General features: G+C 73.1%; 18 protein-coding genes. 11 read left to right on the top strand and 7 right to left on the bottom strand.

The window, feature by feature from the left end; all coding sequences use genetic code 11:
* Positions 1-455: 455 nt before the first annotated feature.
* Positions 456-1,448 carry a tetratricopeptide repeat protein gene (locus ACIQI7_RS18455; protein WP_401110904.1) on the bottom strand — a complete coding sequence of 331 codons (993 nt, stop codon included), beginning with the start codon at positions 1,446-1,448 and terminating at the stop codon, positions 456-458.
* 476 nt (positions 1,449-1,924) lie between these two features.
* On the opposite strand from ACIQI7_RS18455, the gene ACIQI7_RS18450 reads away from it, so the two are divergent.
* On the top strand, positions 1,925-2,524 hold the full coding sequence (locus ACIQI7_RS18450) for a TetR/AcrR family transcriptional regulator (protein ID WP_387750611.1): 600 nt from the start codon (positions 1,925-1,927) through the stop codon (positions 2,522-2,524).
* 94 nt (positions 2,525-2,618) lie between these two features.
* Here ACIQI7_RS18450 and ACIQI7_RS18445 read toward each other — a convergent pair whose 3' ends face one another.
* The 3 genes from ACIQI7_RS18445 to ACIQI7_RS18435 all read right to left on the bottom strand — a co-directional run bounded on the left by ACIQI7_RS18445 (position 2,619) and on the right by ACIQI7_RS18435 (position 5,503).
* Positions 2,619-4,304, bottom strand: a complete 1,686-nt coding sequence (locus tag ACIQI7_RS18445; RefSeq protein ID WP_401110901.1) for a methylmalonyl-CoA mutase — start codon at positions 4,302-4,304, stop codon at positions 2,619-2,621.
* 244 nt (positions 4,305-4,548) lie between these two features.
* Positions 4,549-4,890 (bottom strand): DUF3817 domain-containing protein, encoded by a 342-nt coding sequence (locus ACIQI7_RS18440; protein WP_401110899.1) that lies wholly within the window; start codon positions 4,888-4,890, stop codon positions 4,549-4,551.
* A 76-nt stretch (positions 4,891-4,966) separates the two neighbouring features.
* Complete coding sequence (locus ACIQI7_RS18435) at positions 4,967-5,503, bottom strand: MarR family winged helix-turn-helix transcriptional regulator (protein WP_401110896.1); 537 nt, start codon at positions 5,501-5,503, stop codon at positions 4,967-4,969.
* A 497-nt stretch (positions 5,504-6,000) separates the two neighbouring features.
* Here ACIQI7_RS18435 and ACIQI7_RS18430 point away from each other — a divergent pair, with 497 nt between their 5' ends.
* Both ACIQI7_RS18430 and ACIQI7_RS18425 read left to right on the top strand, forming a co-directional pair.
* Entirely contained in the window at positions 6,001-7,632 is a 1,632-nt protein-coding gene (locus ACIQI7_RS18430; protein WP_401110893.1) for a M4 family metallopeptidase, read from the top strand.
* A gap of 424 nt (positions 7,633-8,056) precedes the next feature.
* Entirely contained in the window at positions 8,057-9,682 is a 1,626-nt protein-coding gene (locus ACIQI7_RS18425; RefSeq protein ID WP_401110891.1) for a M4 family metallopeptidase, read from the top strand.
* A gap of 126 nt (positions 9,683-9,808) precedes the next feature.
* On the opposite strand, the gene ACIQI7_RS18420 is transcribed toward ACIQI7_RS18425, so the two are convergent.
* Positions 9,809-10,123 carry a DUF3817 domain-containing protein gene (locus ACIQI7_RS18420; protein ID WP_401111067.1) on the bottom strand — a complete coding sequence of 105 codons (315 nt, stop codon included), beginning with the start codon at positions 10,121-10,123 and terminating at the stop codon, positions 9,809-9,811.
* Positions 10,124-10,387: 264 nt separating this feature from the next.
* Between ACIQI7_RS18420 and ACIQI7_RS18415 the strand changes: the two genes are divergently transcribed.
* The 5 genes from ACIQI7_RS18415 to ACIQI7_RS18395 all read left to right on the top strand — a co-directional run bounded on the left by ACIQI7_RS18415 (position 10,388) and on the right by ACIQI7_RS18395 (position 14,147).
* Entirely contained in the window at positions 10,388-11,185 is a 798-nt protein-coding gene (locus ACIQI7_RS18415; RefSeq protein WP_401110889.1) for a DUF2127 domain-containing protein, read from the top strand.
* An 80-nt stretch (positions 11,186-11,265) separates the two neighbouring features.
* The gene (locus ACIQI7_RS18410; protein WP_401110886.1) at positions 11,266-11,904 is read left to right on the top strand and encodes an AIM24 family protein; all 639 of its coding nucleotides are present in this window, start codon (positions 11,266-11,268) and stop codon (positions 11,902-11,904) included.
* Positions 11,904-12,554, top strand: a complete 651-nt coding sequence (locus tag ACIQI7_RS18405; protein ID WP_401110884.1) for an AIM24 family protein — start codon at positions 11,904-11,906, stop codon at positions 12,552-12,554. Before ACIQI7_RS18410 ends, ACIQI7_RS18405 begins: the two co-directional genes overlap by 1 nt.
* Before the next feature lie 224 nt (positions 12,555-12,778).
* Positions 12,779-13,591, top strand: a complete 813-nt coding sequence (locus tag ACIQI7_RS18400; RefSeq protein WP_401111065.1) for an AIM24 family protein — start codon at positions 12,779-12,781, stop codon at positions 13,589-13,591.
* A 40-nt stretch (positions 13,592-13,631) separates the two neighbouring features.
* On the top strand, positions 13,632-14,147 hold the full coding sequence (locus ACIQI7_RS18395) for a MarR family winged helix-turn-helix transcriptional regulator (RefSeq protein WP_387750366.1): 516 nt from the start codon (positions 13,632-13,634) through the stop codon (positions 14,145-14,147).
* A gap of 94 nt (positions 14,148-14,241) precedes the next feature.
* On the opposite strand, the gene meaB is transcribed toward ACIQI7_RS18395, so the two are convergent.
* Together meaB and ACIQI7_RS18385 are read right to left on the bottom strand one after the other, a co-directional pair.
* A complete protein-coding gene (gene meaB, locus ACIQI7_RS18390) occupies positions 14,242-15,198 on the bottom strand; it encodes a methylmalonyl Co-A mutase-associated GTPase MeaB (protein WP_387750364.1) in 957 nt (318 codons plus the stop codon).
* 86 nt (positions 15,199-15,284) lie between these two features.
* Positions 15,285-16,478, bottom strand: a complete 1,194-nt coding sequence (locus tag ACIQI7_RS18385) for an acetyl-CoA C-acetyltransferase (RefSeq protein WP_387750361.1) — start codon at positions 16,476-16,478, stop codon at positions 15,285-15,287.
* A gap of 243 nt (positions 16,479-16,721) precedes the next feature.
* Here ACIQI7_RS18385 and mce point away from each other — a divergent pair, with 243 nt between their 5' ends.
* The 3 genes from mce to ACIQI7_RS18370 all read left to right on the top strand — a co-directional run bounded on the left by mce (position 16,722) and on the right by ACIQI7_RS18370 (position 23,678).
* A complete protein-coding gene (gene mce / locus ACIQI7_RS18380; protein ID WP_401110879.1) occupies positions 16,722-17,162 on the top strand; it encodes a methylmalonyl-CoA epimerase in 441 nt (146 codons plus the stop codon).
* Between the two features lie 510 nt (positions 17,163-17,672).
* On the top strand, positions 17,673-22,631 hold the full coding sequence (locus ACIQI7_RS18375) for a hypothetical protein (protein WP_401110876.1): 4,959 nt from the start codon (positions 17,673-17,675) through the stop codon (positions 22,629-22,631).
* Positions 22,632-22,748: 117 nt separating this feature from the next.
* The gene (locus tag ACIQI7_RS18370) at positions 22,749-23,678 is read left to right on the top strand and encodes a cellulose-binding protein (protein ID WP_387750353.1); all 930 of its coding nucleotides are present in this window, start codon (positions 22,749-22,751) and stop codon (positions 23,676-23,678) included.
* Positions 23,679-23,722: the final 44 nt, after the last annotated feature.

The following is a 23,722-nucleotide window of genomic DNA, read 5'->3' as shown; positions in this document are numbered from 1 at the left end:
CCCCTGCCCTCCCTCCCGCCGGCCGGGGCCGACGGATCACCCGGTGGGGATCCCGCACTCCGCGTGACCGACCGGGGTCGGGGGCCGTGGAGCCCGGGACCGGGCGTGGCCGATCGTGCTTGAATCCCGGGCGAAGCACAAGGGGTGCCTTACTGACGGGTAATCCAACACTGGGTGGCATTGATCATGGAATCGGCCCGAAGTGCACCCTGCGTGACGACTTGAAGGAAACGTGACGGCGAAATCCGCCGGAAACAGAAGCGAAACACCCGTGGACGGTCACATGACGTGACCATCCACGGGTGAAATCAAGATTTGGTAAACCTCTGGGCGGTTGACCGGATTGTCGCCAAATCACCCGGCGACACCGCAGGTCATCCCCCGTGCCAGGCACCTGGCCCGAACCCGCCGCGGAACCGAGCCGGCGCCGGGTCGGGCCTGGGCCCGAACCGGGCTCAGAACAGCACGCGCGCCAGCGCCGTACGGGCCGCGACGACCCGCGGGTCCTCCGGGCCGATCACCTCGAACAGTTCCAGCAGGCGCAGCCGGGCGGCGTCCCGGTCCTCGCCGGCCGTCCGCCCGACCGTGGTGACCAGGCGTCCGAAGGCGTCCTCGACGTGACCGCCGACCAGGTCCAGGTCGGCCGCCTTGAGCTGGGCCTCGACGTCCTTCGGGTCGGCGGCGGCCGCCGCCCGGACGGCCTGGAGGTCCAGGCCCTCGATCCGCTTCAGCAGCTCGGCCTGGGCCAGGCCCAGCTTGGCCTCGGTGTTGCCCGGCTCGTCGGCCAGCACGTTCCGGTACGCCTGGATGGCGCCGCCCAGGTCACCGGCGTCCAGCGCGTCGTGCGCGGCGGACAGCGCCGGGTCCTCGGGACGCTGCGGGGCGGCGGGGGCGGCCCCGCCCGGGGCGCCCGCGCCGCCGGACACGCCGAAGCGCTGCTCGGCGACCAGGATCAGCTGGTCCAGGATCTTGCGGACGTTGGCGGCGCTCTCCGCGCCCTGGAAGAGCGGCACCAGCTGGCCGGCGACCACGGCCATCACGGCCGGGATGCCCTGGATGCCGAACTGCTGGGAGAGCAGCGGATTGGCGTCCACGTCGATCTTGGCGAGCACGAAGCGGCCGGCGTACTCCTCGGCCAGCCCCTCCAGGACCGGGCTCAGCTGCTTGCAGGGCCCGCACCACTCGGCCCAGAAGTCGATGACGACCGGCACCTCGGTGGAGCGCTGGACGACCTCGGTCTCGAAGTCGTCCTCGGTGACGTCGATGACGAGCTGGAAGGCGGACTGGGCCGGGGCCGCTCCGGCCGACTCGGCGGCCGCCGCCTGACGGGCCCGCTCGGCCCGGGCCTGCTCGGCCTTCTGGGCGGCTTCGCCGGCCGCCTTCACTGCGGCGAGGTCGACCGCGCCGCGCAGGGCGGAGCTGTTGAGACGCGAATTCCGTGGCTGCATGGCACCATCCTCCCCCGTCCGCGCTGCTCGCGGGCACCAACCTCCGGAAAGTCGCCCCGCGCGGGCCGCGCGGTGCGGATTCCCGGGCGCGGTGCCCCTCCCCCGGTAGCCTGGACCGTTCGGCGCGGATCCCCACCCGCGCCCGCGCCGCTCCCGTCCCACAGGAGGCGGCGCCTGGTTGTCACTGCTTTCGCTACGAGTCGTAGCGTAACTGGAGCCGGTGCCCCGCCCGCAAGCCCCACCGGCGGTTCGGGGACGTGACCTGCCCCACTTTCCCGGGGTGCCCCGCTCCCCGAACGGGGGAACAGTCGCTACCGTTACCAGCCCCACCCAAGTTACTTACCGGTAAAGCGCAAGGAGGCCCGGTGCCGGCCGCCCAGCCCCCAGCGAGCCCGGACAGCCCGGAGAGCCCGGACCAGGCCTGTTCCGACCAGGCCCCGACGGCCCGGGTCCCGGCGGCCGCGGAGCCCGCAGGGATCATCCGGGCCAAGGGCCGCCCGCGCAGCGCCGCCGCCGACCGCGCCATCCTCGACGCCACCCGCGAGGCGCTGGCCGAACTCGGCTGGGGCGGACTGACCATGGGCCACGTGGCGAGCCGCGCCGGGGTCGCCAAGACCACCCTCTACCGCCGCTGGCCGTCCAAGAACGAGCTCGTGGTGGACGCCGTCGCCAGCCTCTTCGACGAGCTGGAGATGCCCGACCTCGGCAGCCTGCGGGCCGACATCGAGGCCGTGGTGACCCAGTTCGCCGACCTGCTGGCCCGCCCGGAGACCCAGGCCGCGCTGCTCGCGCTGTTCGCCGAGGGCACCCGGGACCGGCAGCTGCGGCGCCGGATCCGGGAGTCCATCGTGGACCCGCAGAAGCGGCTGGTCCGCCAGGGCCGGGCGGCCGCCCAGGCGCGCGGCGAGCTCGACGCGGACACCGACGCCGCGGCGGCCCGCGAGGAGGTCGACATCATCTTCGACACCATCGCGGGCACCGTCGAGCACCGCGTCCTGGTCAGCGGCGAGCCGATCACCGCCGAGTGGACCCGCCGCTTCACCGACCTGCTGCTCGGCCCGCTCATCGCCGGCTGACCGCCCGGGCACGGCGGAGCCGCCCGTACGGAATCCCGTACGGGCGGCCTGCGCGGGTCAGCGGGTCAGCGGGTCAGGTCAGCGGGCCAGCGGATCAGAACGCCGCGTTCTCCCGGTACGTCCCCCACTCCTCCCGCAGCGCGTTGCAGATCTCGCCCAGCGTCGCCTCGGCGCGCACCGCGTCCAGCATCGGCGGGATCATCGACTCGCCCGAGCGCGCCGCTGCCAGCATGGCGTCCAGCCCGGCCCGGACGGCCGCCTCGTCACGGGCCGCCTTGCGCTCCTTGAGCACCCGGACCTGCTCGCGCTCGACCTCGTGGCTGACCCGCAGGATCTCCAGCTCCGGGGTGACGCTGCGCGGGTGGCAGTTGACGCCGACCACGCGCTTCTCGCCCTTCTCCACGCCCTGCTGGTACTGGAAGGCCGCCTCGGCGATCTCCCCGGTGAACCAGCCCTCCTCGATGCCGCGCAGGATGCCGGAGGTGATCGGGCCGATCTCGTGGTCCTCGCGGCCCTTGTCCAGGATCCGCTGGAAGATCGCCTCGGCCTGCTGCTCGATCCGGTCGGTCAGCGCCTCGACGTACCAGGAACCGCCCAGCGGGTCGGCCACGTTGGCGACGCCGGTCTCCTCCATCAGCACCTGCTGGGTGCGCAGGGCGATCTCGGCGGCCTGCTCGGAGGGCAGCGCCAGGGTCTCGTCGAGGGCGTTGGTGTGCAGCGAGTTGGTGCCGCCGAGCACCGCGGCCAGCGCCTCGACGGCGGTGCGGACCACGTTGTTGTACGGCTGCTGCGCGGTCAGCGAGACGCCGGCGGTCTGGGTGTGGAAGCGCAGCCACTGCGCCTTGTCCGTCTTGGCGCCGAAGCGGTCGCGCATCCAGCGGGCCCAGATCCGGCGCGCGGCGCGGAACTTGGCGATCTCCTCGAAGAAGTCCAGGTGCGCGTCGAAGAAGAAGGACAGGCCGGGCGCGAAGACGTCCACGTCCAGGCCGCGGGACAGGCCCAGCTCGACGTAGCCGAAGCCGTCCGCGAGGGTGTACGCCAGCTCCTGCGCGGCCGTCGCACCGGCCTCGCGGATGTGGTAGCCGGAGACCGACAGCGGCTTGTACGCGGGGATGCCCTCGGCGCAGTAGGCCATCAGGTCGCCGATCAGGCGCAGGTGCGGCTCGGGGGCGAAGAGCCACTCCTTCTGCGCGATGTACTCCTTGAAGATGTCCGTCTGGAGGGTGCCGTTGAGCACCGCCGGGTCCACCCCCTGGCGCTCGGCGGCGACCAGGTACATGCAGAAGATCGGCACGGCCGGGCCGCTGATCGTCATCGAGGTGGTGACCTCGCCGAGCGGGATGCCGTCGAACAGCACCTCCATGTCGGCGGCCGAGTCGATGGCCACGCCGCAGTGGCCGACCTCGCCGAGCGACTTGGCGTCGTCCGAGTCGTAGCCCATCAGGGTGGGCATGTCGAAGGCGACCGAGAGGCCGCCGCCGCCCGCGTCCAGGATCATCCGGTAGCGCTCGTTGGTCTGCCGGGCGTTGCCGAAGCCGGCGAACTGCCGGATGGTCCAGGTGCGGCCCCGGTAACCGGTCGGGTGCAGACCGCGGGTGTACGGGTACTCGCCCGGCCAGCCGATCCGCTCGAAACCCTCGTAGGCCTGCCCGGCGGGCGGGCCGTAGACCGGCTCGACCTCGTCGCCGGAGAGGGTGGTGAAGTCCGCGTCGCGCTTGCGGGCCTTGTCGTACCGCTGCTGCCAGCGCTGCCGGCCGCGCTCGATCTCCTCGGCGTCCATGACCCCGAACTCCGCTCCGTACGGCCGCCACGGCGACGGGGCGGCACAGCTAGTAGGACGTCCTAACAATTTACTCGGACGTCCTACTACTTGTCGATGGCAGCCGGGCCGCAGTCGCCACAGGCGGACGGAAGCGCGGATGGGAAGCGCGGGCCGCCGCCCACGGCGGAGCGGCCGCGCAAACGCCGGAGCGCCCCTCCCCCGGTCGGGGCAGGGGCGCTCCGGAAGGCGCGGGCGGCGGGGCTCAGACCCCGGCCGGCTGGCGGGCGCCGGCGCCCGCCGGGAGCTTCTCGGCAGCCTCGCGGGCCACCTTGCGCTCGAAGACGAAGGAGAGGAAGGGGATGCAGCCCGCCGCCAGGGTGAGCACCAGCCGGCCCATCGGCCACTTCAGCTTCTGCCCGAGCATGAAGGTCACCACGAAGTACCCGATGTAGAGGTAGCCGTGCAGCATCGCGACGTACGTGGTCACGCCCTCGGCGGTCTCGAAGCCGTACTTCGCGACCATGAAGCCGCAGAACACCAGCAGTGCCAGACCGGTCGCAACGGCCAGGCCCCGGTACCAGCCCAGCAGGGGGGTCGCCTTCATGATCTTCCTCGCGTCGCTCGGCAGTATCGGCCGGTACGCCCGGATCCGCGCACCGCTCACACGAGGGTAGCCGCCTTCACCTCCTCCGCTTCGCAGCCCCCTCGGCCCGCTCGGCGAAGTCCCCCGCGGCGATCCGCAGCGGCCTGAGCAGATCGAACACCTGGCGGCACTGCTCGGCGTCGTACTCCTCCAGCCCGAAGTCCATCGCCATCAGCTCCCGGGTCGCCTCCTCGACCACCTCGCGGCCGCGGTCGGTGATCGCGGCCAGCACGCCGCGGCCGTCGAGCGGGTTGGGGCGGCGGGCGACCAGGCCGGCCCGCTGCAGGCGGTCGACGGTGTTGGTGACGCTGGTGGGGTGGACCATGAGCCGCTCGCCGACCTTGGAGAGCGAGAGCTCGCCGGTCCGGCTGAAGGTCAGCAGCACCAGCGCCTCGTAGCGGGCGAAGGTCAGCCCGTACGGCTTGAGCACCGCGTCCACCCGGGACAGCAGGATCTGGTGGGCGCGCATGATCGAGGTGATCGCCGCCATCGAGGGGACCCCGCCCCAACGGCGGGTCCACAGCTCGTCGGCGCGGGCGATCGGGTCGAAGTCGAGAGCGAGGGGCTTGGCCACCTCCTTACCGTACCGGCGCAGGGGGTTCGCGGTACCAGGCGTCCCTGATGGTGGACAAGCGCGGCAGGTGGCGAGAACCCGCCAACCGGACGGCCAGGTCCATACCAGGACATTGCGGTGGTGTGAACGCTCGGCAACGGGCCCCGGTCGCGGCGGGGTTGACCCCGGATCGGCCCGGCGCCGCGTCACCAGGCTTCGGTTCGGACGGTAACCCGCTGCAAGGGCGAGCGATTCATCCCTTTTGTCAGCCCGTTCACATGCCCTCGCCTTGGCGGACCTTGGCCAATTCGTGAGCAAGACCTGTCATTTAATGTGCTCGATTGTCATGCTTTCGGCCAACCCCGTTCGACAGCCACCACCCCCACCCACCGGTGGCGAAGCCGCTTCGACCGCACGGGGCCTGCACGTCAGCGCCCGTTCCGCCCCTCAGGTGCCGCCCCGGCCCCCGGAACGCCGCGCGACCGCGCCTGCTCGCGGTTTCCCGGAAGGACTCGTTCGTGAAGCGAAAGCTCGCCGCAGTCGCCGTACTCTCCGCCACCGCCCTGCTCACCGGTGTCGTCCAGGTGAGCACCGCGGCCGTCGCGGACCCCGCCCCGCACTCCCGGGCCGCGCAGCAGCGCGCCGACCTGATCGCCCTGGCCAACGGCCAGGCCGGCAAGGTGGCGCACGCCCTGGCCCTGAGCGGCCAGGAGCAGCTGGTGGCCAAGGACGCCGTGGTGGACGCCGACGGCACCCGCCACCTCCGCTACGAGCGCACCTTCGCCGGCCTCCCGGTCCTGGGCGGTGACCTGGTGGTGCACCAGAGCGCCGACGGCTCGACCACCTCCGTGGACAAGGCCACCGGCGCCACCATCGCCCTGCCGAGCCTCACCCCGCAGATCCCCGCCGACAAGGCCGCCGCCCAGGCGACCGGCGCCGTGCAGTCCACCGTCGGCATCGCCGTCGACGAGGACGAGTCGCCGCTGACCGAGGTCCACCAGACCGGCGCCGCCAAGCTGGTGGTCTGGGCCGCCGACGGCTCGCCGCGCCTGGCGTACCAGACCACGGTCGAGGGCCTGCGCGCCGACGGCACCCCGAGCAGCCAGCTGCTGGTGACCGACGCCGCGACCGGCCAGGTGCTCTCCGCCCACGAGCAGGTCCGGACCGCGGCCGGCTCCGGCAACGGCGTCTTCGTCGGCAACGTCTCCCTGACCACCACCCAGGTGTCCGGCGGCTACTCGCTGAAGGACGCCTCCCGCGGCGGCCAGTCCACCAGCGACATGAAGAACCGCACCTCCGGCTCGGGCACGCTCTACACCGACGCGGACAACGCCTGGGGCGACGGCACCGTCGCCAACGGCCAGTCGGCCGCCGTGGACGCCCAGTTCGGCGCGTCGGCCACCTGGGACTTCTACAAGAACACCTTCGGCCGCAACGGCATCCGCAACGACGGCGTCGGCGCCGCCAGCCGGGTCCACTACGGCAAGAACTACGTCAACGCCTTCTGGTCCGACCAGTGCTTCTGCATGTCGTACGGCGACGGCGCCAGCAACACCCACCCGCTGACCGAGCTGGACGTGGCCGGCCACGAGATGAGCCACGGCGTCACCGCGGCCACCGCCAACCTGAACTACTCGGGCGAGTCCGGCGGCCTCAACGAGGCCACCTCGGACATCTTCGGCACCATGGTCGAGTTCTACGCCAACCTCTCCACGGACAAGCCGGACTACCTCATCGGCGAGGAGATCGACCTCAACGGCAACGGCACCCCGCTGCGCTACATGGACAAGCCGTCCAAGGACGGCCGTTCGGCCGACTACTGGTCGTCCTCGGTCGGCGGCCTGGACGTCCACTACTCCTCGGGCGTCGCCAACCACTTCTTCTACCTGCTCGCCGAGGGCAGCGGCGCCAAGACCATCAACGGCGTCAGCTACAACAGCCCGACCTACAACAACTCGACGCTCACGGGCATCGGCCGGGACAAGGCCGCGCAGATCTGGTACAAGGCCCTGACCGTCTACATGACCTCGACCACCAACTACGCGGGTGCCCGCACCGCCACCCTCAAGGCGGCGACGGACCTGTACGGCGCGAACAGCGCCGAGTACAACGCGGTCGCCGCGACCTGGGCCGCCGTCAACGTCAACTGACGCACCGCACCGGCGCACCGGACGCCCGGGGCCTCCCGAGGGAGGGCCCGGGCGTCCGCCCGTTCCCCGCCGGAGGCCGTCCGCGGTCCCCGACGGCTGTCAAGGCCGTCCGGCTGGCGGAGTCCCGCCAGGGGGGACGAACCACCGGAAACCGGGCAACGGGCGGCAGCCGAACCATCCGTACCGGCGCTGGCGGTTCCTGGCCAATCCGGGAGGCGCCCTGTCCATCCCTGCCGACAATTGTCATGCTTCTGACCAAGTCCCGTCCGATCCTCCGCCGCCCCACCCACATCCGGCGGAGTCTCAGAAGCCGCACGGGACCGGCACGTCCGCGCCCTACCGCCCCCAAGGTGCCAACCCCGGCGCCCCGGTACGCGGCGCACCCGCATCGCACCCGCGGGTCTCGTGGAAGGAACCCCCGCACGTGAAGCGAAAGCTGACTGTCGGAGCCGTACTCTCCGCCACCGCCCTGCTGGCCGGCGTCATCCAGATCGCCGCCGTCCCCGCCCAGGCCGCCGCCCCCTCGCCGGCGCAGCAGCAGTCCGCGCTGCTCGCGCTGGCCACCGGGCAGAGCGCCCCCGTCGCCCGGGCCCTCGCCCTCGGCGACCAGGAGAAGCTGGTGCCCAAGGACGTGGTGGTGGACCGGGACGGCACCCGCCACCTGCGGTACGACCGGACCTACGCGGGCCTGCCCGTGATCGGCGGCGACCTGGTCGTCCACCAGAAGGCCGACGGTTCGGTGAAGTCCGTCGACCGCGCCTTCGCCGGGCAGCTGGCGGTGACCAGCCTGACTCCGGGCCTCGCCGCGTCCCAGGCCGCCGAGGCGGCCACCGCCGCGGTGCGCGCGACCGTCGGCGTCGCCGCCGACCGGGACGAGGCGGCGCTCAGCCGGATCGACGGCGCCGGCGCGCCCGAGCTGGTCGTCTGGGCCGCCGACGGCACCCCGCGGCTCGCCCACCGCACCGTGGTCGAGGGCCAGCGCGCGGACGGCACCCCCAGCCGCCAGGAGGTGATCACCGACGCCGCCACCGGCGGGCTGCTCGCCAGCGACGAGAAGGTGCAGACCGCCACCGGCACCGGCAAGGGCGTCAACGTCGGCACCGTCACGCTGACCACCACCCAGAGCGGCAGCTCCTACCAGCTGAAGGACGCCTCCCGGGGCAACCAGTCCACCACCGACCTCAAGGGCGGCACCTCGGGCAGCGGCACGCTGTTCAGCAACACCACCAACTCCTGGGGCAACGGCCTGCCCTCCAACCGCGAGTCCGCCGCCGTGGACGCCCAGTTCGGCGCGGCGGCCACCTGGGACTACTACAAGAACACCTTCGGCCGCAACGGCATCAAGAACAACGGGGTCGGCGCCGCGAGCCGGGTGCACTACAGCACCAACTACGTCAACGCGTTCTGGGACGACTCCTGCTTCTGCATGACGTACGGCGACGGCGCGAGCAACACCCACCCGCTGACCGCCATCGACGTCTCCGGCCACGAGATGAGCCACGGCGTCACCTCGGCCACCGCCGGCCTGATCTACTCCGGCGAGTCCGGCGGCCTCAACGAGGCCACCTCGGACATCTTCGGCACCATGGTCGAGTGGTCCGCCAACCTGTCCGTCGACCCGGGTGACTACCTGATCGGCGAGAAGCTCAACATCAACGGCAACGGCACCCCGCTGCGCTACATGGACAAGCCCTCCAAGGACGGCGCGTCGGCCGACAACTGGTCCTCCACGGTCGGCAACAAGGACGTCCACTACTCCTCGGGCGTCGCCAACCACTTCTTCTACCTGCTCTCCGAGGGCAGCGGCGCGAAGGTCATCAACGGGGTCAGCTACAACAGCCCGACCTCCAACGGCTCGACGGTGACCGGCATCGGCCGGACCAAGGCGGCCGCGATCTGGTACCGCGCGCTGACCGTCTACATGACCTCCACCACCAACTACAAGGCCGCCCGCGCGGCGACCCTGAAGGCGGCCACCGACCTGTACGGCGCGACCAGCACCGAGTACAAGACGGTCGCGGCGGCCTGGAGCGCGGTGAACGTCAACTAGCCGCCCACCGCACGGCACCCCGGTAGGGGACGAGCCACCCCCGGTAAGAAACGGCGACAGGCTGCCGCGGCCCTTTGGGAGAGGAGGCCGTGGCAGCCTGTCGACCGTCCACGATGGAGCCGGGGCTCAGGCGGCGGCGGGCTTCGGCTCGCCCCGCTCCTCGCGGCCGAGCATCCGCTCGGCGAAGAAGCCGCCGGTCGGCAGCACCGCCAGCACGAACATCAGGACGCCGCGCCTGGCGTCCCACTTCTGCGCCTGCCAGGCCTGGATCCAGAAGACCACGTACAGGATGAACAGGACGCCGTGGACCATGCCCATCACCGGGACGGCGTCGAACGAGGTGGTCCGCTTCAGCACCGAGCAGATCAGCAGCAGGATGAAGGAGACCCCTTCGGGGCCGGAGACCAGGCGCAGGCGGTGGACGGCGCTGCTGTTCACGATTGGATACCTCGATACGGGGGTCGGCGGCGCGGACGCGCTTGTGAAGCGACTCACAAGCCTTCCGGCCCATTATCACCGAGCACATGTGCGGCCCCCCGGCCGGGGGTGGCCTCCGTGCCGCATCTCACAGAGCCCGGCCGCCCTGTCACAGCTGTGTGCCGGAACGCCGCCGAGCGCGGCCGCCGACCGCCGGGAACCCCTATCCTGCTGCCCGCGCGCCCACCGATCCGGGCGCCGACGCGTCGCACACGGGGGTAGCCGCAGATGTTCGAGCTCGACTGGGACCGCAGGACCTGCGCCAGGCGCGGTCACATCACCTACGCGCCGACGGAGCCCGAGCTGGCCTCCCGGCTGCACGCCACGACCGCCCTCGGCGACGCCTGGCGCTGCCTGCGCTGCGGCGACTTCGCGCTGGGCGACCCGCACGGCTCCGGCCCGGCCGGGGACGCGCCGCTGGTGCCGCGCGGCAAGGCGCTGCGGGACCTGTTCATCCTTCGCTTCCTGGCCGTCGAGCGGGTGCTGCGCGGACTGCTGATCATCGTGGTCGCCTGGGCCGTGTGGAAGTTCTCCAACAGCCAGGACGCGGTGCACCGGGTGTTCGACGAGAACCTCACGGTCTTCAAGCCGGTCACCGACCATTTCCACTGGGACCTCGAACACGCCCCGGTCGTCGAGACCATCCGCAAGACCTTCGAGTTCAGGAAGAGCACCCTGCTGATCGTCGCGGGCGCGCTGATCGTCTACGCGGTGGTCGAGATCGTCGAGGCGGTCGGCCTCTGGCTGAACAAGCGCTGGGCCGAGTACCTGACGGTGGTCGCCACCGCGGCCTTCCTGCCGCTGGAGGGCTACGAGCTGAGCCACCACGTCAGCGCGCTGAAGGTCTGCACCCTGGTGCTGAACATCGCGGCGGTGCTCTGGATCATGCTCTCCAAGCGCCTGTTCGGGCTGCGCGGCGGCGTGGCGGCCTTCGAGGCGGAGCGCCACTCGGCCTCGCTGCTGGAGGTCGAGCAGGCGGCCGGCACCGTTCCGCACTCCGGACGGGGGGCGCGCGCCGGAGTCTGACCGGCGCGTTTGTCGCAGCCCGGTACCAGTTGTCCCGCGCACTCTCCCCGGGTCACGCCCGCAGCGGCTAGATTGCGGCCGTGGCTCAGTTCAGACTCCAGGGATCCCGCGTGCTCGCAGTCGAGCTGGGCGGGGACGCCGTCAAGGCGCGAAACGGTTCGATGGTCGCCTACACCGGGCAGATGGCCTTCAAGAAGCTGACCGGCGGCGGGGACGGCCTGCGCGGCATGGTGACCCGCAGGCTGACCGGCGAGAAGATGACGGTCATGGAGGTGAAGGGACAGGGCACCTGCTACTTCGCCGACAAGGCCACCGAGATCAATCTGGTCCGGCTGAACGGCGAGACGCTGTACGTCGAGGCGGACAACCTGCTCTGCACCGAGGGCACCCTGCACACCGGCACCAGCTTCACCGGGCTCAACGGCATGTCCTCCGGCAACGGCCTGTTCACCACCAAGGTGGAGGGCCACGGCTGGGCGGCCGTCACCTCCAACGGCCCCGCCGTCATCCTGCGGGTCGACAAGGGCATGCCGCTGCGGGTCGACCCGGGGGCGTACGTGGCGCACACCGGCACCCTGCAGCGCAGCCTGAAGTCGGGCGCCGGCTGGACCACCGTCATCGGCGAGGGCGGCGGCGAGGCCGTCCAGATCGAGTTCACCGGGGAGGGCCTGGTGTACGTCCAGCCCTCCGAGAAGGTCACCGTCGGGGGCGACGTCTGATGGGCTTCACGAAGATCAACGGCAAGATGGTCGAGGCCCAGGTGGTGCCCGGGCAGCGGCTGTTCAGCCAGCGCGGCGCGATGCTCGCGTACAGCGGCGACGTCCGCTTCACGCCGAACATCACCGGCGGGCAGGGCGGCGTGATGTCGATGATCGGCCGCCGGGTGGCCAACGAGGACACCCCGCTGATGACCGTCGAGGGCCAGGGCCGGGTGATGTTCGGCCACGGCGGCCACCACGTCCACGTGATCGACCTGTTCGGCGACACCCTGTACGTCGAGGCGGACCGGCTGCTCGCCTTCGAGGGCACGCTGCGGCAGTCCACCATGTTCATGGGCTCGCAGGGCGGGGTGATGGGCATGGTCCGCGGCCAGGTCACCGGGCAGGGCCTGTTCACCACCAAGCTGGAGGGCCAGGGCGCGGTCGCGGTGATGGCCCACGGCGGCGTCTTCGAGCTGCCGATCGTCCCCGGCCAGCCGGTGCACGTCGACCCGCAGGCGTACGTGGCGCACCGCGGCGACGTCCGCAACAAGCTGTCCACCGCGCTGGGGTGGCGCGACATGATCGGCCGCGGCTCGGGCGAGGCGTTCCAGCTGGAACTGTCCGGGCAGGGTGCGGTGTACGTCCAGGCGAGCGAGGAGAAGCTCTGATGTCCTACCCGCCGCAGCCCCCGTACGGCTCGCCGCACAACCAGCCGACCCAGCCCGGCTTCGCGGTCCCGCCGCCCCCGCCGAACTACGGCCCGCCGCAGGGCTACCCGCCGCCGCCCGGCGGCCACCCCCAGCAGGGCTACCCGCCGCCCCCGCCGGCCCAGCAGCCCCAGCAGCCGTACGGCCAGCAACAGCCGTACGCCCAGGAGCAGTTCGGCGGACCGGTGGCCCCGCTGCCGACCGGCGGGGGCGACGCCGGCCCGGTGGTGTGGGACGCCCACAGCCTGCCGGCCGGGGACAACGTCAACCCGTACGCCTTCTCGGTCGACCTGAACGGCTCGTACTTCCTCCAGAAGGGCAAGATGGTCGCCTACTACGGCGACATCTCCTTCCGGGGCGTCGGCGCCGGGGCGATCGACCGGATGCTCGGGCAGCACTTCAACTCGCCGATGCACGCGGCGGACTGGGTGATCGCCGAGGGCCGCGGCAAGCTGCTGCTGGCCGACCGGGCGTTCGACCTCAACTCGTACGACCTGGCCGAGGGCAACCTGACCGTCCGCTCCGGCAACCTGCTGGCCTTCGACCCGACGCTGCGGCTCAAGCAGTCGATCATCCCGGGCTTCCTGACCCTGATCGGCACCGGCCGCTTCGTGGCCGCCTCCAACGGCCCGGTGCACTTCGTCGAGCCGCCGATCCGGGTGGACCCGCAGGCGCTGGTCGGCTGGGCGGACTGCCCGGCGCCGTGCCACCACTACGACCACGACTACATGCACGGGCTGATCGGCGGCCTGCGGCGGCTGACCGGCTTCGGCGGCGCCTCCGGCGAGGAGCACCAGTTCGAGTTCATCGGCGCCGGCCAGGTGCTGCTGCAATCGAGTGAAAAGCTGATGGCGGAGCAGCCGGTCGGACAGGTCGGCGCCGAGGCGGGAGTGCCGGTCGGCGGGGTGCCGACCCAGCCGGGCGGGCACGGCGGCGGGAATCCGAACCTGCCGGGCCTCGGTAACCTGGGCGACCTCGGCCGACGTTTCGGCCTGTAAACTTGTACAAGATTGAACTATATCGGCTATGCTGGGTCCCATGGATACGCACACGATCGACACTGCGGACGACCCGCCGTCGCAGCCCGGGGAGGAGACCCCCTGGCTGACCGCCAGGGAGCAGCGGATGTGGCGCGCCCATCTGGAGGTCTCCAAGCTGCTGGAGTACCAGCTCAGCCGTGAACTCCAGCCGCACAACCTGGCGATCAACGACTACGAGATCCTGGTCGTGCTCTCCGAGGCCGCGGACCGCCGGATGCGCATGACCGACCTCGCGACCGCCACCCTCCAGTCGAAGAGCCGCCTCTCCCACCAGATCACCCGGATGGAGAACGCCGGCCTCGTCCTGCGCCAGGAGTGCCCCGGCGACCGCCGCGGCCTCTACGCCCACCTCACCGAGCACGGCTGGGAGACCATGCAGCAGGTCGCCCCGGACCACGTGCGCAGCGTCCGGGCCCACTTCATCGACCGCTTCACCCCGGAGCAGCTCGACGAGATGTACGAGGCCCTCGCCCCCATCGCCGAGCACCTCCGCGGCCTCCGCGGCAAGCCGTAGGCCCTGCCGCACCGAAGGGCCGGTCCCCCGGGACCGGCCCTTCGTCGTTCCCGCGCGCGGTCAGGCCGGCCCGGCCGACTTCCCGCGCGCGGGCTCAGCTCGCGGTCAAGCCGGCGACCAGTTCGTCGGCCGCGCCGTACGGGTCGAGGGCGCCGTCGGCCACGCGCTCGGCCAGGGCCGCCAGGTGCCGGTCCCCGCGCAGGTCGCCGATCCGGGCGCGCAGTTCGGCCAGCGCGATCGCCACGATCTCCTCGGCGGCCCGGCGGCGGCGGCGCGCAGCGAGCTCACCGTGCTCCTCCAGCCAGGCGCGGTGCTTCTCCAGCGCCTCGACCACCTCGTCCACGCCCTCGCCGCGGGCCGCGACGGTCTTGACGATCGGCGGGCGCCAGTCCCCCGGCTCCCGGGCCTCGCCGAGGCCCAGCATGTGGTTGAGCTCCCGCGCGGTGGCGTCGGCACCGTCCCGGTCGGCCTTGTTGACCACGAAGAGGTCGCCGATCTCCAGGATCCCGGCCTTCGCGGCCTGGATGCCGTCGCCCATCCCGGGGGCCAGCAGCACCACGGTGGTGTCGGCCTGGGCGGCGACCTCGACCTCGGACTGGCCGACCCCGACGGTCTCGACCAGGATCACCTCGCAGCCGGCCGCGTCCAGCACCCGCAGCGCCTGCGGCGCCGCCCAGGAGAGCCCGCCGAGGTGGCCGCGGGTGGCCATCGAGCGGATGAACACCTCGGGGTCGGTGGCGTGGTCCTGCATCCGGACCCGGTCGCCCAGCAGCGCCCCGCCGGAGAACGGCGAGGACGGGTCGACGGCCAGCACCCCGACCCGCTTGCCGAGCCGCCGGTAGGCGGAGACCAGCGCCGAGGTGGAGGTGGACTTGCCCACCCCGGGCGAGCCGGTCAGGCCCACCGTGTACGCCCGCCCGGTGTACGGCGCGAGCGCGGCCATCGCCTCCCGCAGCTGCGGCGCGGCGTTCTCGACCAGCGTGATCAGCCGGGCGACCGCCCGCGGCCGGCCCTCCCGGGCCTGCTCGACCAGCGTGGCGACATCGATCATCAGGAGCTCCTAGCGCAGACGCAGATGCCGAAAGGGGCTACGGACCGCTGGTGGCGGTCCGTAGCCCTGGAGGTCGGATCGGCCGGTCAGGCCTTCGGGACGCGCACGATCAGCGCGTCGCCCTGGCCGCCGCCGCCGCACAGCGCGGCCGCGCCGACCCCGCCGCCGCGGCGCTGCAGCTCCAGCGCCAGGGTCAGCACCACGCGGGCACCGGACATCCCGATCGGGTGGCCGAGCGCGATGGCGCCGCCGTTGACGTTGACGATGTCGGAGGAGACGCCCAGGTCCTTCATGGACTGGTGGGCGACCGCCGCGAAGGCCTCGTTGATCTCGATCAGGTCGAGGTCGGCGACCTCCAGGCCCTCCTTGGCCAGCGCGTGCTTGATCGCGTTGGACGGCTGCGACTGCAGCGAGTTGTCCGGGCCGGCCACGTTGCCGTGCGCCCCGATCTCGGCGATCCAGGTCAGGCCCAGCTCCTCGGCCTTGGCCTTGCTCATCACGACCACGGCGGCGGCGCCGTCGGAGATCTGCGAGGAGGTGCCGGCGGTGATCGTGCCGTCCTTGGTGAAGGCCGGGCGCAGCTTGGCGAGGCCCTCGACGGTGGTGTCCGCGCGGATGCCCTCGTCCTGGCTGAACAGCACCGGCTCGCCCTTGCGCTGCGGGATGGCGACCGGGACGATCTCGGCGTCGAAGACCCCGTCGGCCTGCGCCTTGGCGGCCCGCTGGTGGGAGGCGGCGGCGATCTCGTCCTGCACCTCGCGCGGGATGCCCAGGCGGGTGTTGTGCTTCTCGGTGGACTCGCCCATCGGAATGTTCTCGTAGGCGTCGGTGAGGCCGTCGTGGGCCATCGCGTCGAGCATCCCGATCGCGCCGTACTTGAAGCCCTCGCGGGACTTCGGCAGCAGGTGCGGGGCGTTGGTCATCGACTCCTGGCCGCCCGCCACCACGATGTCGAACTCACCGGCCCGGATCAGCTGGTCGGCCAGCGCGATGGCGTCGAGGCCGGAGAGGCAGACCTTGTTGACGGTCAGCGCCGGGACGTTCATCGGGATGCCGGCCTTGACGGCGGCCTGGCGCGCCGGGATCTGGCCGGCGCCGGCCTGGAGCACCTGGCCCATGATCACGTACTGGACCTGCTCGCCGGTGATCCCGGCCCGCTCCAGGGCCGCCTTGATCGCGACGGCGCCGAGCTCGGCACCGGAGAAGCCCTTGAGGGAACCCAGCAGGCGGCCCATCGGGGTCCGCGCACCGGCAACGATCACAGAGGTGGTGTTGGTCATGGGACGGGCCCCTTCGCACGTCGTGGCCAGGTGAGGATGCGCTCAATGTACTGACCTGTTACCCGCCCGTCACCGGAGCGACGGTGTGATCGAGCGCACTGGCACCGTCCAGTCAACACCGTGCCGACCCGTTCCGGGTGAACCGCCCGCCGTGTGAGCAGGCTCGCACGTCCGGCACTGGCGTCCGTCGCGGGGCATGCGCTGCACTGGGTGCACCCTTCCCCCCATCACCCGGAGGCCGTCGTGCTGACCCGAATCGACCACATCGGCATCGCCTGCCGAGACCTCGACAAGACGGTCGAGTTCTACCGCGCCACCTACGGCTTCGAGGTCTTCCACTCCGAGGTCAACGAGGAGCAGGGCGTCCGCGAGGCCATGCTCCGGATCAACGGCACCGACGACGGCGGCGCCTCCTACCTCCAGCTGCTGGAGCCCACCCGGCCCGACTCCACGGTGGCCAAGTGGCTGGAGAAGAACGGCGAGGGCGTGCACCACATCGCCTTCGGCACCGCGGACGTGGACGGCGACGCCGCCGCCATCCGGGACAAGGGCGTCCGGGTCCTCTACGACGAGCCGCGGATCGGCTCGATGGGTTCGCGGATCACCTTCCTGCACCCCAAGGACTGCGGCGGCGTGCTGACCGAGCTGGTCACCTCCGCGCGGCAGGGCCACGACGAGCACTGATCCCCGTCCGGACCGCCCCGGGGCGCCGCGCGCCCCGGCGGCAGCCGACGCCCCGTCGGTCATGACCCGTCAGTAACCTGGCGGGAAGAGCCGGAAAACACCCCTGCGGCCATTCCCCCGCAGTGCGCTCCCACTACAATGCCCAGGTGCGCGAAGGCTCCGGGGGACGGAGGCGACGGGCACGGCCGAAGACAGGCCCGTCCGCCCTTCCGGTGGTCGGCCCGTCGCAAGGGGAGTCCACAACGCGGGCACGGCTGAACAGTCGCAAGACGGATCTGTCACCATTCTCCACAAGGCAAGAGTTCGCCCAGGAGTCCACTCGGACGGGGGAACGCGGCACCCCCGCGCTCCCGCGCCCCGGATTCCGACGACCGCGGCGGGCGGCCCCGACACCACGGGGAGCCGTCCACCAGCCGTGGATGCAAGGACCAGTCGGACCGGCACCCGGGTATCGGGAGCCCGGCACCGGTCGGGTCGAGGACGCGACCAGGAGATGGATGGGACCGCGGAGTGCGGGGCAACGACCGCTACGAGGTTGACGATCACCTCTCCCAGTTCGAGGCCGAGATGGGTCGGACTCGGAAGGAGCGGGACAAGGCAGTCGAGCATGCCGAGGACCTCGCCTACCAGGTGGAGGTGCTGCGGGCCAAGCTGCACGAGTCCCGCCGCATGCTCGCCCAGCCGCGCGCCTTCGACGCCGTCTCCGGCCAGGCCGAGCAGATGCTCCGCACCGCCGAGATGCAGGCCCAGCAGCTGCGCGCCGACGCCGAGCGCCAGCTGCGCGACTCCCAGGCCGCCACCCAGCGGATCATGGCCGAGGCCGCCGAGCGCACCGCCCGGCTGGAGGCCGACCTCGCAGCCCGCCGCCGCCAGCTGGAGGACGAGCTCGCCGAGCTGCGCCGCTCCGCCGAGCAGCACGTCAACGGCTGGGCCGAGCAGACCAGGGTCGGCTCCGAGCAGGAGGCCCAGCGGCTGCTCCAGGAGGCCCGCGCCGAGGCCGAGCGGATGGTCGCCGCCGCCCGCGCGGAGGCCGTCGCCCTCTCCGACCACGCCCGCGCCCAGACCGCCGCCGACGTGGACGCCGCCCGCGGCGAGGCCCACGCCGCCGCCGAGGCCGCCCTGCAGCGGGCCCAGAGCGACGCCGAGCGGCTGCTGCGCGCCGCCTCCGAGCAGGCCCAGCAGGCCGGCGCCCAGGCCGCCGCCGACGTGGACGCCGCCCGCGGGGAGGCCCAGCAGCAGCTGGCCGCCGCGCACGCCGCCGCCGAGGGACAGCTGGCCGCCGCCCAGGCCGAGATCGGCCGGCTCAAGACCCAGGCCGCCGCCGAGCAGGCCCGCGCCGAGCAGCAGCTCGCCGCGGCCAAGGCCGAGATAGAGCGGCTGCGCGCCGAGGCGATCGCCGAGGCGGAGCGCACCCGCCGCGAGGCCGCCGAGCTGCGCGCCCAGGCCGAGCGGGCCGCCGAGCAGCTCCAGGCCGACGCCGAGGCCGCCGCCGAACGCAAGGTCGCCGACGGCGAGGCCGCCAACGAGCAGCGCTCGCAGACCGCCCGGGCCGAGGTCGCCCGGATGGTCGCCCAGGCCACCAAGGAGGCCTCGGCGATCCGCGCCGAGGCCGAGGCCGTCCGCGCGGAGGCCTCCACCAAGCAGGCCGAGGCCGACGCCGCCAAGGCCGCCGCGGCCGAGGAGAGCGAGCGGCTGCGGGCCACCGCCGAATCGGTGGCCGCCGAGCTGAAGGCCGAGGCCGAGGCGGCGATCGCCGAACTGCGCGCCCTGGCCGAACGGGACGTCGCCGAACTGCGCGCGCAGGCCCGGGCCGACGCCCAGCGGCTGCGCGGCGAGGCCGAGGAGGCGGGCCGGGCGGCCGGCGCCAAGGACGCCACCGTCCACCTCGCCAAGGCCGCCAAGACCGCCGAGGAGGTGCTCGGCCGGGCCAACCAGGACGCCGAGACCGCGCGCAGCGAGGCCGCCGCCGAGGCCGAGCGGATCCGCGCCGAGGCCGCCGCCGAGGCGCAGCGGCTGCGCGAGCAGGCCCAGGCCGCCGTGGAGCAGGCGCAGAACGCCGCCCTGGACGACGCCGCCGCGATCCGCGAGCGGATCGAGCGGATGCAGGACGAGGCGGCCCGGCTGCGCGCCGAGGCCGAGGAGCTGCGCGCCCAGGCCGCCGCCGAGGCCGACCGGGTGCGCGGCGAGGCCCGCCGCCAGGCCGTGGTCCAGATCGAGGAGTCGGCGAAGAACGCCGAGGAGCTGCTCACCAAGGCCAAGGCCGACGCGGACGAGCTGCGCGCGGGTGCCGCCGGGGAGATCGAGCGGCTGCGCGCGCAGGCCCAGGAGCAGGCCGCCGAGACCCAGGGCCGGGCCGAGCAGACCCTGGCCCGGGCCCGCGCCGAGGCCGGGAAGATCACCGAGGCCGCCGAGCAGCAGGGCCAGGACGCGCTCGCCGCCGCCAAGGCCGCGGCCGCCGAGAACCGGGCCGCCGCCGAGCGTGAGACCGCCGAACTCCGGCGCGAAGCAACCGAGTTCGACCAGCGGGTGCGCGCCGAGGCGACCGCCGCCGCGGAGGCCCTGACCACCGAGGCGCAGGCCGAGGCGAACGCCGTCCGGGACGCCGCGGTGGCCGACGCCGAGCGGGTGCGCACCGAGGCCGACACCGAGGCCGCCCGGACCCGGGCCGAGGCCGAGGCGGCCGCCGACGCGCTGCGCGAGGAGAGCCGGCGCGAGCGCGAGGAGGCCGCCGACGGGCTGCGCCGGGAGCGCGAGGAGACCGCCGAACACCTGGACGCCGCCGAGGCCGCCCGCGAGCAGGCCGAGCGGGCCGCCGCGGAGACCCTCGCGGAGGCCGAGCAGGCCGCCGGGGAACTGCGCGCCCTCGCCCAGCGCGAGACCGCCCAGCAGCGCGAGGCCGCCGAGGCCTACGCCGACCGCGTCCGCACCGAGGCCGAACAGCACGCCACCGACCTCACCGAACGCACCGCGGCGGAGACCGCCGAGGTCCGCGAGGCGGCCGACCAGCACAGCGCCGAGGTCCGCGAGGCGGCCGACCAGCACAGCGCCGAGGTCCGCCAGGCCGCCGACGCCTACAGCGCCGAGGTCCGCGAGCAGGCCGACGCCTACAACGTCCAGGTCCGCGAGGCCGTCGACGCCTACGCCGCCGAGCAGCGCACCACCGCCGACACCTACGCCGCGGAGACCCGGGCGGAGGCCGAGCAGGCCGCCGAGGAGCTGCGGGCCCTCGCCCAGTGCGAGACCACCCAGCAGCGCGAGGCCGCCGAGGCCTACGCCGACCGCGTCCGCACCGAGGCCGAACAGCAGGCCACCGACCTCACCGAACGCACCGCGGTGGAGACCGCCGAGGTCCGCCAGGCCGCCGACGCCTACAGCGCCGAGGTCCGCGAGCAGGCCGACGCCTACAACGTCCAGGTCCGCGAGGCCGTCGACGCCTACGCCGCCGAGCAGCGCACCGCCGCCGACGAGGTGCTGGCGCGCGCCGAGGCGACCGCCGAGCAACGCCGCGCCGAGGCCGCCAAGGACGCCAAGGCCACCCGCGAGAAGGCCGCCGCCGAACTGGCCCTGGCCAACGAGCAGGCCGGGACCGTCCGGGCGGAGGCCGGCCGCGAGCTGTCCGAGGCCCGCGCCACCGCCGACGGCATCCGCGCCGAGGCCGCCGCCGAGCTGGAGCAGGCCAAGGCCGACCGCGCCGAGCTGATCGCCGCCGCCAAGGCCGAGGGCGCCGAGCTGGTGGCGGCCGCCGAGGAGGAGGCCGCCGAGGTCCGCCAGTCGGTGGCCGGCATGCACGAGGCCGCCGCCGAGCAGATCGCCGCGCTCAGGGCCGCCGCCGAGCAGGAGGCCGCCGAGGTCCGCGAGGCCGCCGAGCAGGACGCCACCGAGCTGCGCGTCCTCGCCGAGCGCGAGACCACCGAGCAGCGCGAGGCCGCCGACGCGTACGTCACCGAGCTGCGCGCCCTGGTCGAGCGCGAGACCACCGAGCAGCGCGAGCTCGTCGACCGCGAGACCGCCGACCTGCGCGCCCGCACCGAGGCCGAGACCACCGCCCTGCGCGAGCAGACCGAGCTGGAGCTGGCCGCCGAGCGGGAGGCCGTCGAGAACGAGCTCGGCCGCCGCCGCGCCGAGGCCCGGGCCTACGACGAGCAGCTGCGCGCGGACGCCGAGGCCGAGCTGCGCGCCGCCCAGGAGGCCGCCGAGCAGCTGCGCGCCGACGCCGAGGCGCAGGCCGCCCGTACGGTCGCCGAGGCCGAGGCCCAGGGCGCCCGCAGCATCGCCGACGCCGAGGAGCTGGCGGCCGGTCTGCGCGCCGAGGCCGAGGAGTACGCCCTCGCCACCCGCACCCTGGCCGACGAGTACGACTCCGCCACCCACGCGCGCGCCGACGCCTACGACGCGGAGACCCGGGAGGCCGCCGAGCAGTTCGACAAGGCCACCCGCGAACAGGCCAAGTCCGTTCTGGAGAAGGCCTTCGCGGACGCCGAGGCGCTCGGCGAGGACGCCCAGACCACCGCGCTGGCGACCACCGCCGCCGCGGAGGAGCAGGCGGACGCGATGGTCGCCGCCGCCCGCAAGGAGGCCGACCGGCTGGTCGCCGCCGGCGAGGCGGCCGGTCAGGCCGAGGTCGAGAAGGGCCGCTCCGACGCGGACGCCCTGCTCGCCGAGGCCCGCCGGGACGCCACCGCGATCCGCGAGCGCGCCGAGGAGCTGCGCGAGCGCACCGACGCCGAGGTCGAGGCCCTGCACGAGCGCGCCCGCAAGGAGAACGCGGCGGCCATGAAGTCGGCCGGCGAGCGGGTGGACGCGCTGGTGACGGCCGCCCAGGAGCAGCTGACCGAGGCCGAGGAGCAGGCGGTGGCCACCGTCGCCGAGGCCGAGGACCGCGCGGCGGCCCTGGTCGCCGCGGCCGAGGACCGCGCGGCCGAGCTGACGTCGGAGGCCTCCGCGGAGGCGAGCAAGGTCCGGATCTCCGCCGTCCGCAAGGCCGAGGGCCTGCTGAAGGAGGCGGAGACCAAGCTCGCCGACTCCACCAGCCGCGCCGAGGCGCTCATCGTCAAGGCCGAGGCCAAGCTGCGGTCGTCCGAGGCCGAGGCCGAGGAGCGGCTGGACCGGGCCGCCGCCGAGGCGGAGAAGCGGCTGCGGGACGCCGACGAGGCCGCGGACGAGCAGGTCGAGCTGGCCAAGGCGGAGGCCGAGCGGCTGCTCGCCGAGGCGAAGGCCGAGGCGAAGCGGGTCACCGACGAGGGCCGGCGCGAGCTGGACGAACTGGTGCGCCGCCGCAAGGACATCAACACCGAGATCTCCAGGGTCCAGGACGTGCTGTCCGCCCTGGAGGCGTTCGAGGCACCGTCACCGGTCGCCCAGGCCAACGGGGGAAGCAACACCAAGAAGGACGGGGGTGCCAAGGCCGGTGCCGGAGTTGGCTCCCCCCGGTCGGGTGGCAATCGCTCCAAGAGCTCACCACCCGATTGAGCGGACATTGGCGGTCATTGTCCGTGAGAGAACGGCGTACAGCCGTCGACACTCCGGTACCGTGTCAGGATTCCCTCAACCACCTCAGCGGTTTGACGACAGGAAGCCCAGAACCCCATGAGCGACAGTCACTCCCCTCACGGCTTCGACCTGGTGCGCCGTGGGTACGAGCGCGCCCAGGTCGACGAGCGGATCACCAAGCTGGTGGCCGACCGTGACAGTGCCCTGACCCGGATCAGCGCGCTGGAGAAGCGCATCGAGGAACTCCACCTGGAGACCCAGACCGCTCAGGCGGCGGTCGTCGAGGCCGAGCCCTCCTACGCCGGTCTCGGCGCCCGGGTCGAGAAGATCCTGCGGCTCGCCGAGGAGGAGGCCAAGGACCTGCGCGACGAGGCGCACCGCGCCGCCGAGCAGCACCGCGAGCTCGCCGAGGCCGCCGCCCAGCAGGTCCGCACCGAGGCCGAGAACTACGCCAAGGACCGCAAGGCCAAGGCGGAGGACGAGGGGCTGCGGATCGTCGACAAGGCCAAGAGCGACGCCGCCCAGCTGCGCGCCGAGGCCAACAAGGACGCCCAGAACAAGCGCGAGGAGGCGGACGCCCTCTTCGAGGACACCCGTACCAAGGCCGCCCAGGCCGCGCTGGAGTTCGAGACCAACCTGGCCAAGCGCCGCGAGCAGTCCGAGCGCGACCTCGCCGCCCGTCAGGCCAAGGCCGAGAAGCGCCTGGCCGAGATCGAGCACCGGGCCGAGCAGCTGCGCCTGGAGGCGGAGAAGCTGCGCACCGACGCCGAGCGCCGCGCCCGTCAGACCGTCGAGACGGCCCAGCGCCAGTCCGAGGACATCGTGGCCGACGCCAACGCCAAGGCCGACCGCATCCGCAGCGAGTCCGAGCGCGAACTGGCGGCGCTCACCAACCGCCGCGACAGCATCAACGCCCAGCTGACCAACGTCCGCGAGATGCTGGCGACGCTGACCGGCGCGGCCGTGGCCGCCGCCTCGCTGCCGAACGACGACACCATGGGCGTGCCCGCCCAGCAGTCGCGCTGACGCCGGCAGGACCGCGCGGCAGCACCACAGGCCCTCACCCGCCC

Source organism: Kitasatospora sp. NPDC092039, from assembly GCF_044756065.1.
Lineage (GTDB): Bacteria > Actinomycetota > Actinomycetes > Streptomycetales > Streptomycetaceae > Kitasatospora.
This window is presented reverse-complemented; position numbering and strand designations above follow the sequence as displayed.

What these genes read in the sequence shown, in the direction of transcription:
- ACIQI7_RS18445 (WP_401110901.1), bottom strand. Translation starts at nt 4,304, where the DNA reads ATGGACGCCGAGGAGATCGAGCGCGGCCGGCAGCGCTGGCAGCAGCGG.
- ACIQI7_RS18395 (WP_387750366.1), top strand. Translation starts at nt 13,632, where the DNA reads ATGGATACGCACACGATCGACACTGCGGACGACCCGCCGTCGCAGCCC.
- ACIQI7_RS18385 (WP_387750361.1), bottom strand. Translation starts at nt 16,478, where the DNA reads ATGACCAACACCACCTCTGTGATCGTTGCCGGTGCGCGGACCCCGATG.
- ACIQI7_RS18440 (WP_401110899.1), bottom strand. Translation starts at nt 4,890, where the DNA reads ATGAAGGCGACCCCCCTGCTGGGCTGGTACCGGGGCCTGGCCGTTGCG.
- ACIQI7_RS18415 (WP_401110889.1), top strand. Translation starts at nt 10,388, where the DNA reads ATGTTCGAGCTCGACTGGGACCGCAGGACCTGCGCCAGGCGCGGTCAC.
- ACIQI7_RS18370 (WP_387750353.1), top strand. Translation starts at nt 22,749, where the DNA reads ATGAGCGACAGTCACTCCCCTCACGGCTTCGACCTGGTGCGCCGTGGG.
- meaB (WP_387750364.1), bottom strand. Translation starts at nt 15,198, where the DNA reads ATGATCGATGTCGCCACGCTGGTCGAGCAGGCCCGGGAGGGCCGGCCG.
- ACIQI7_RS18405 (WP_401110884.1), top strand. Translation starts at nt 11,904, where the DNA reads ATGGGCTTCACGAAGATCAACGGCAAGATGGTCGAGGCCCAGGTGGTG.
- ACIQI7_RS18455 (WP_401110904.1), bottom strand. Translation starts at nt 1,448, where the DNA reads ATGCAGCCACGGAATTCGCGTCTCAACAGCTCCGCCCTGCGCGGCGCG.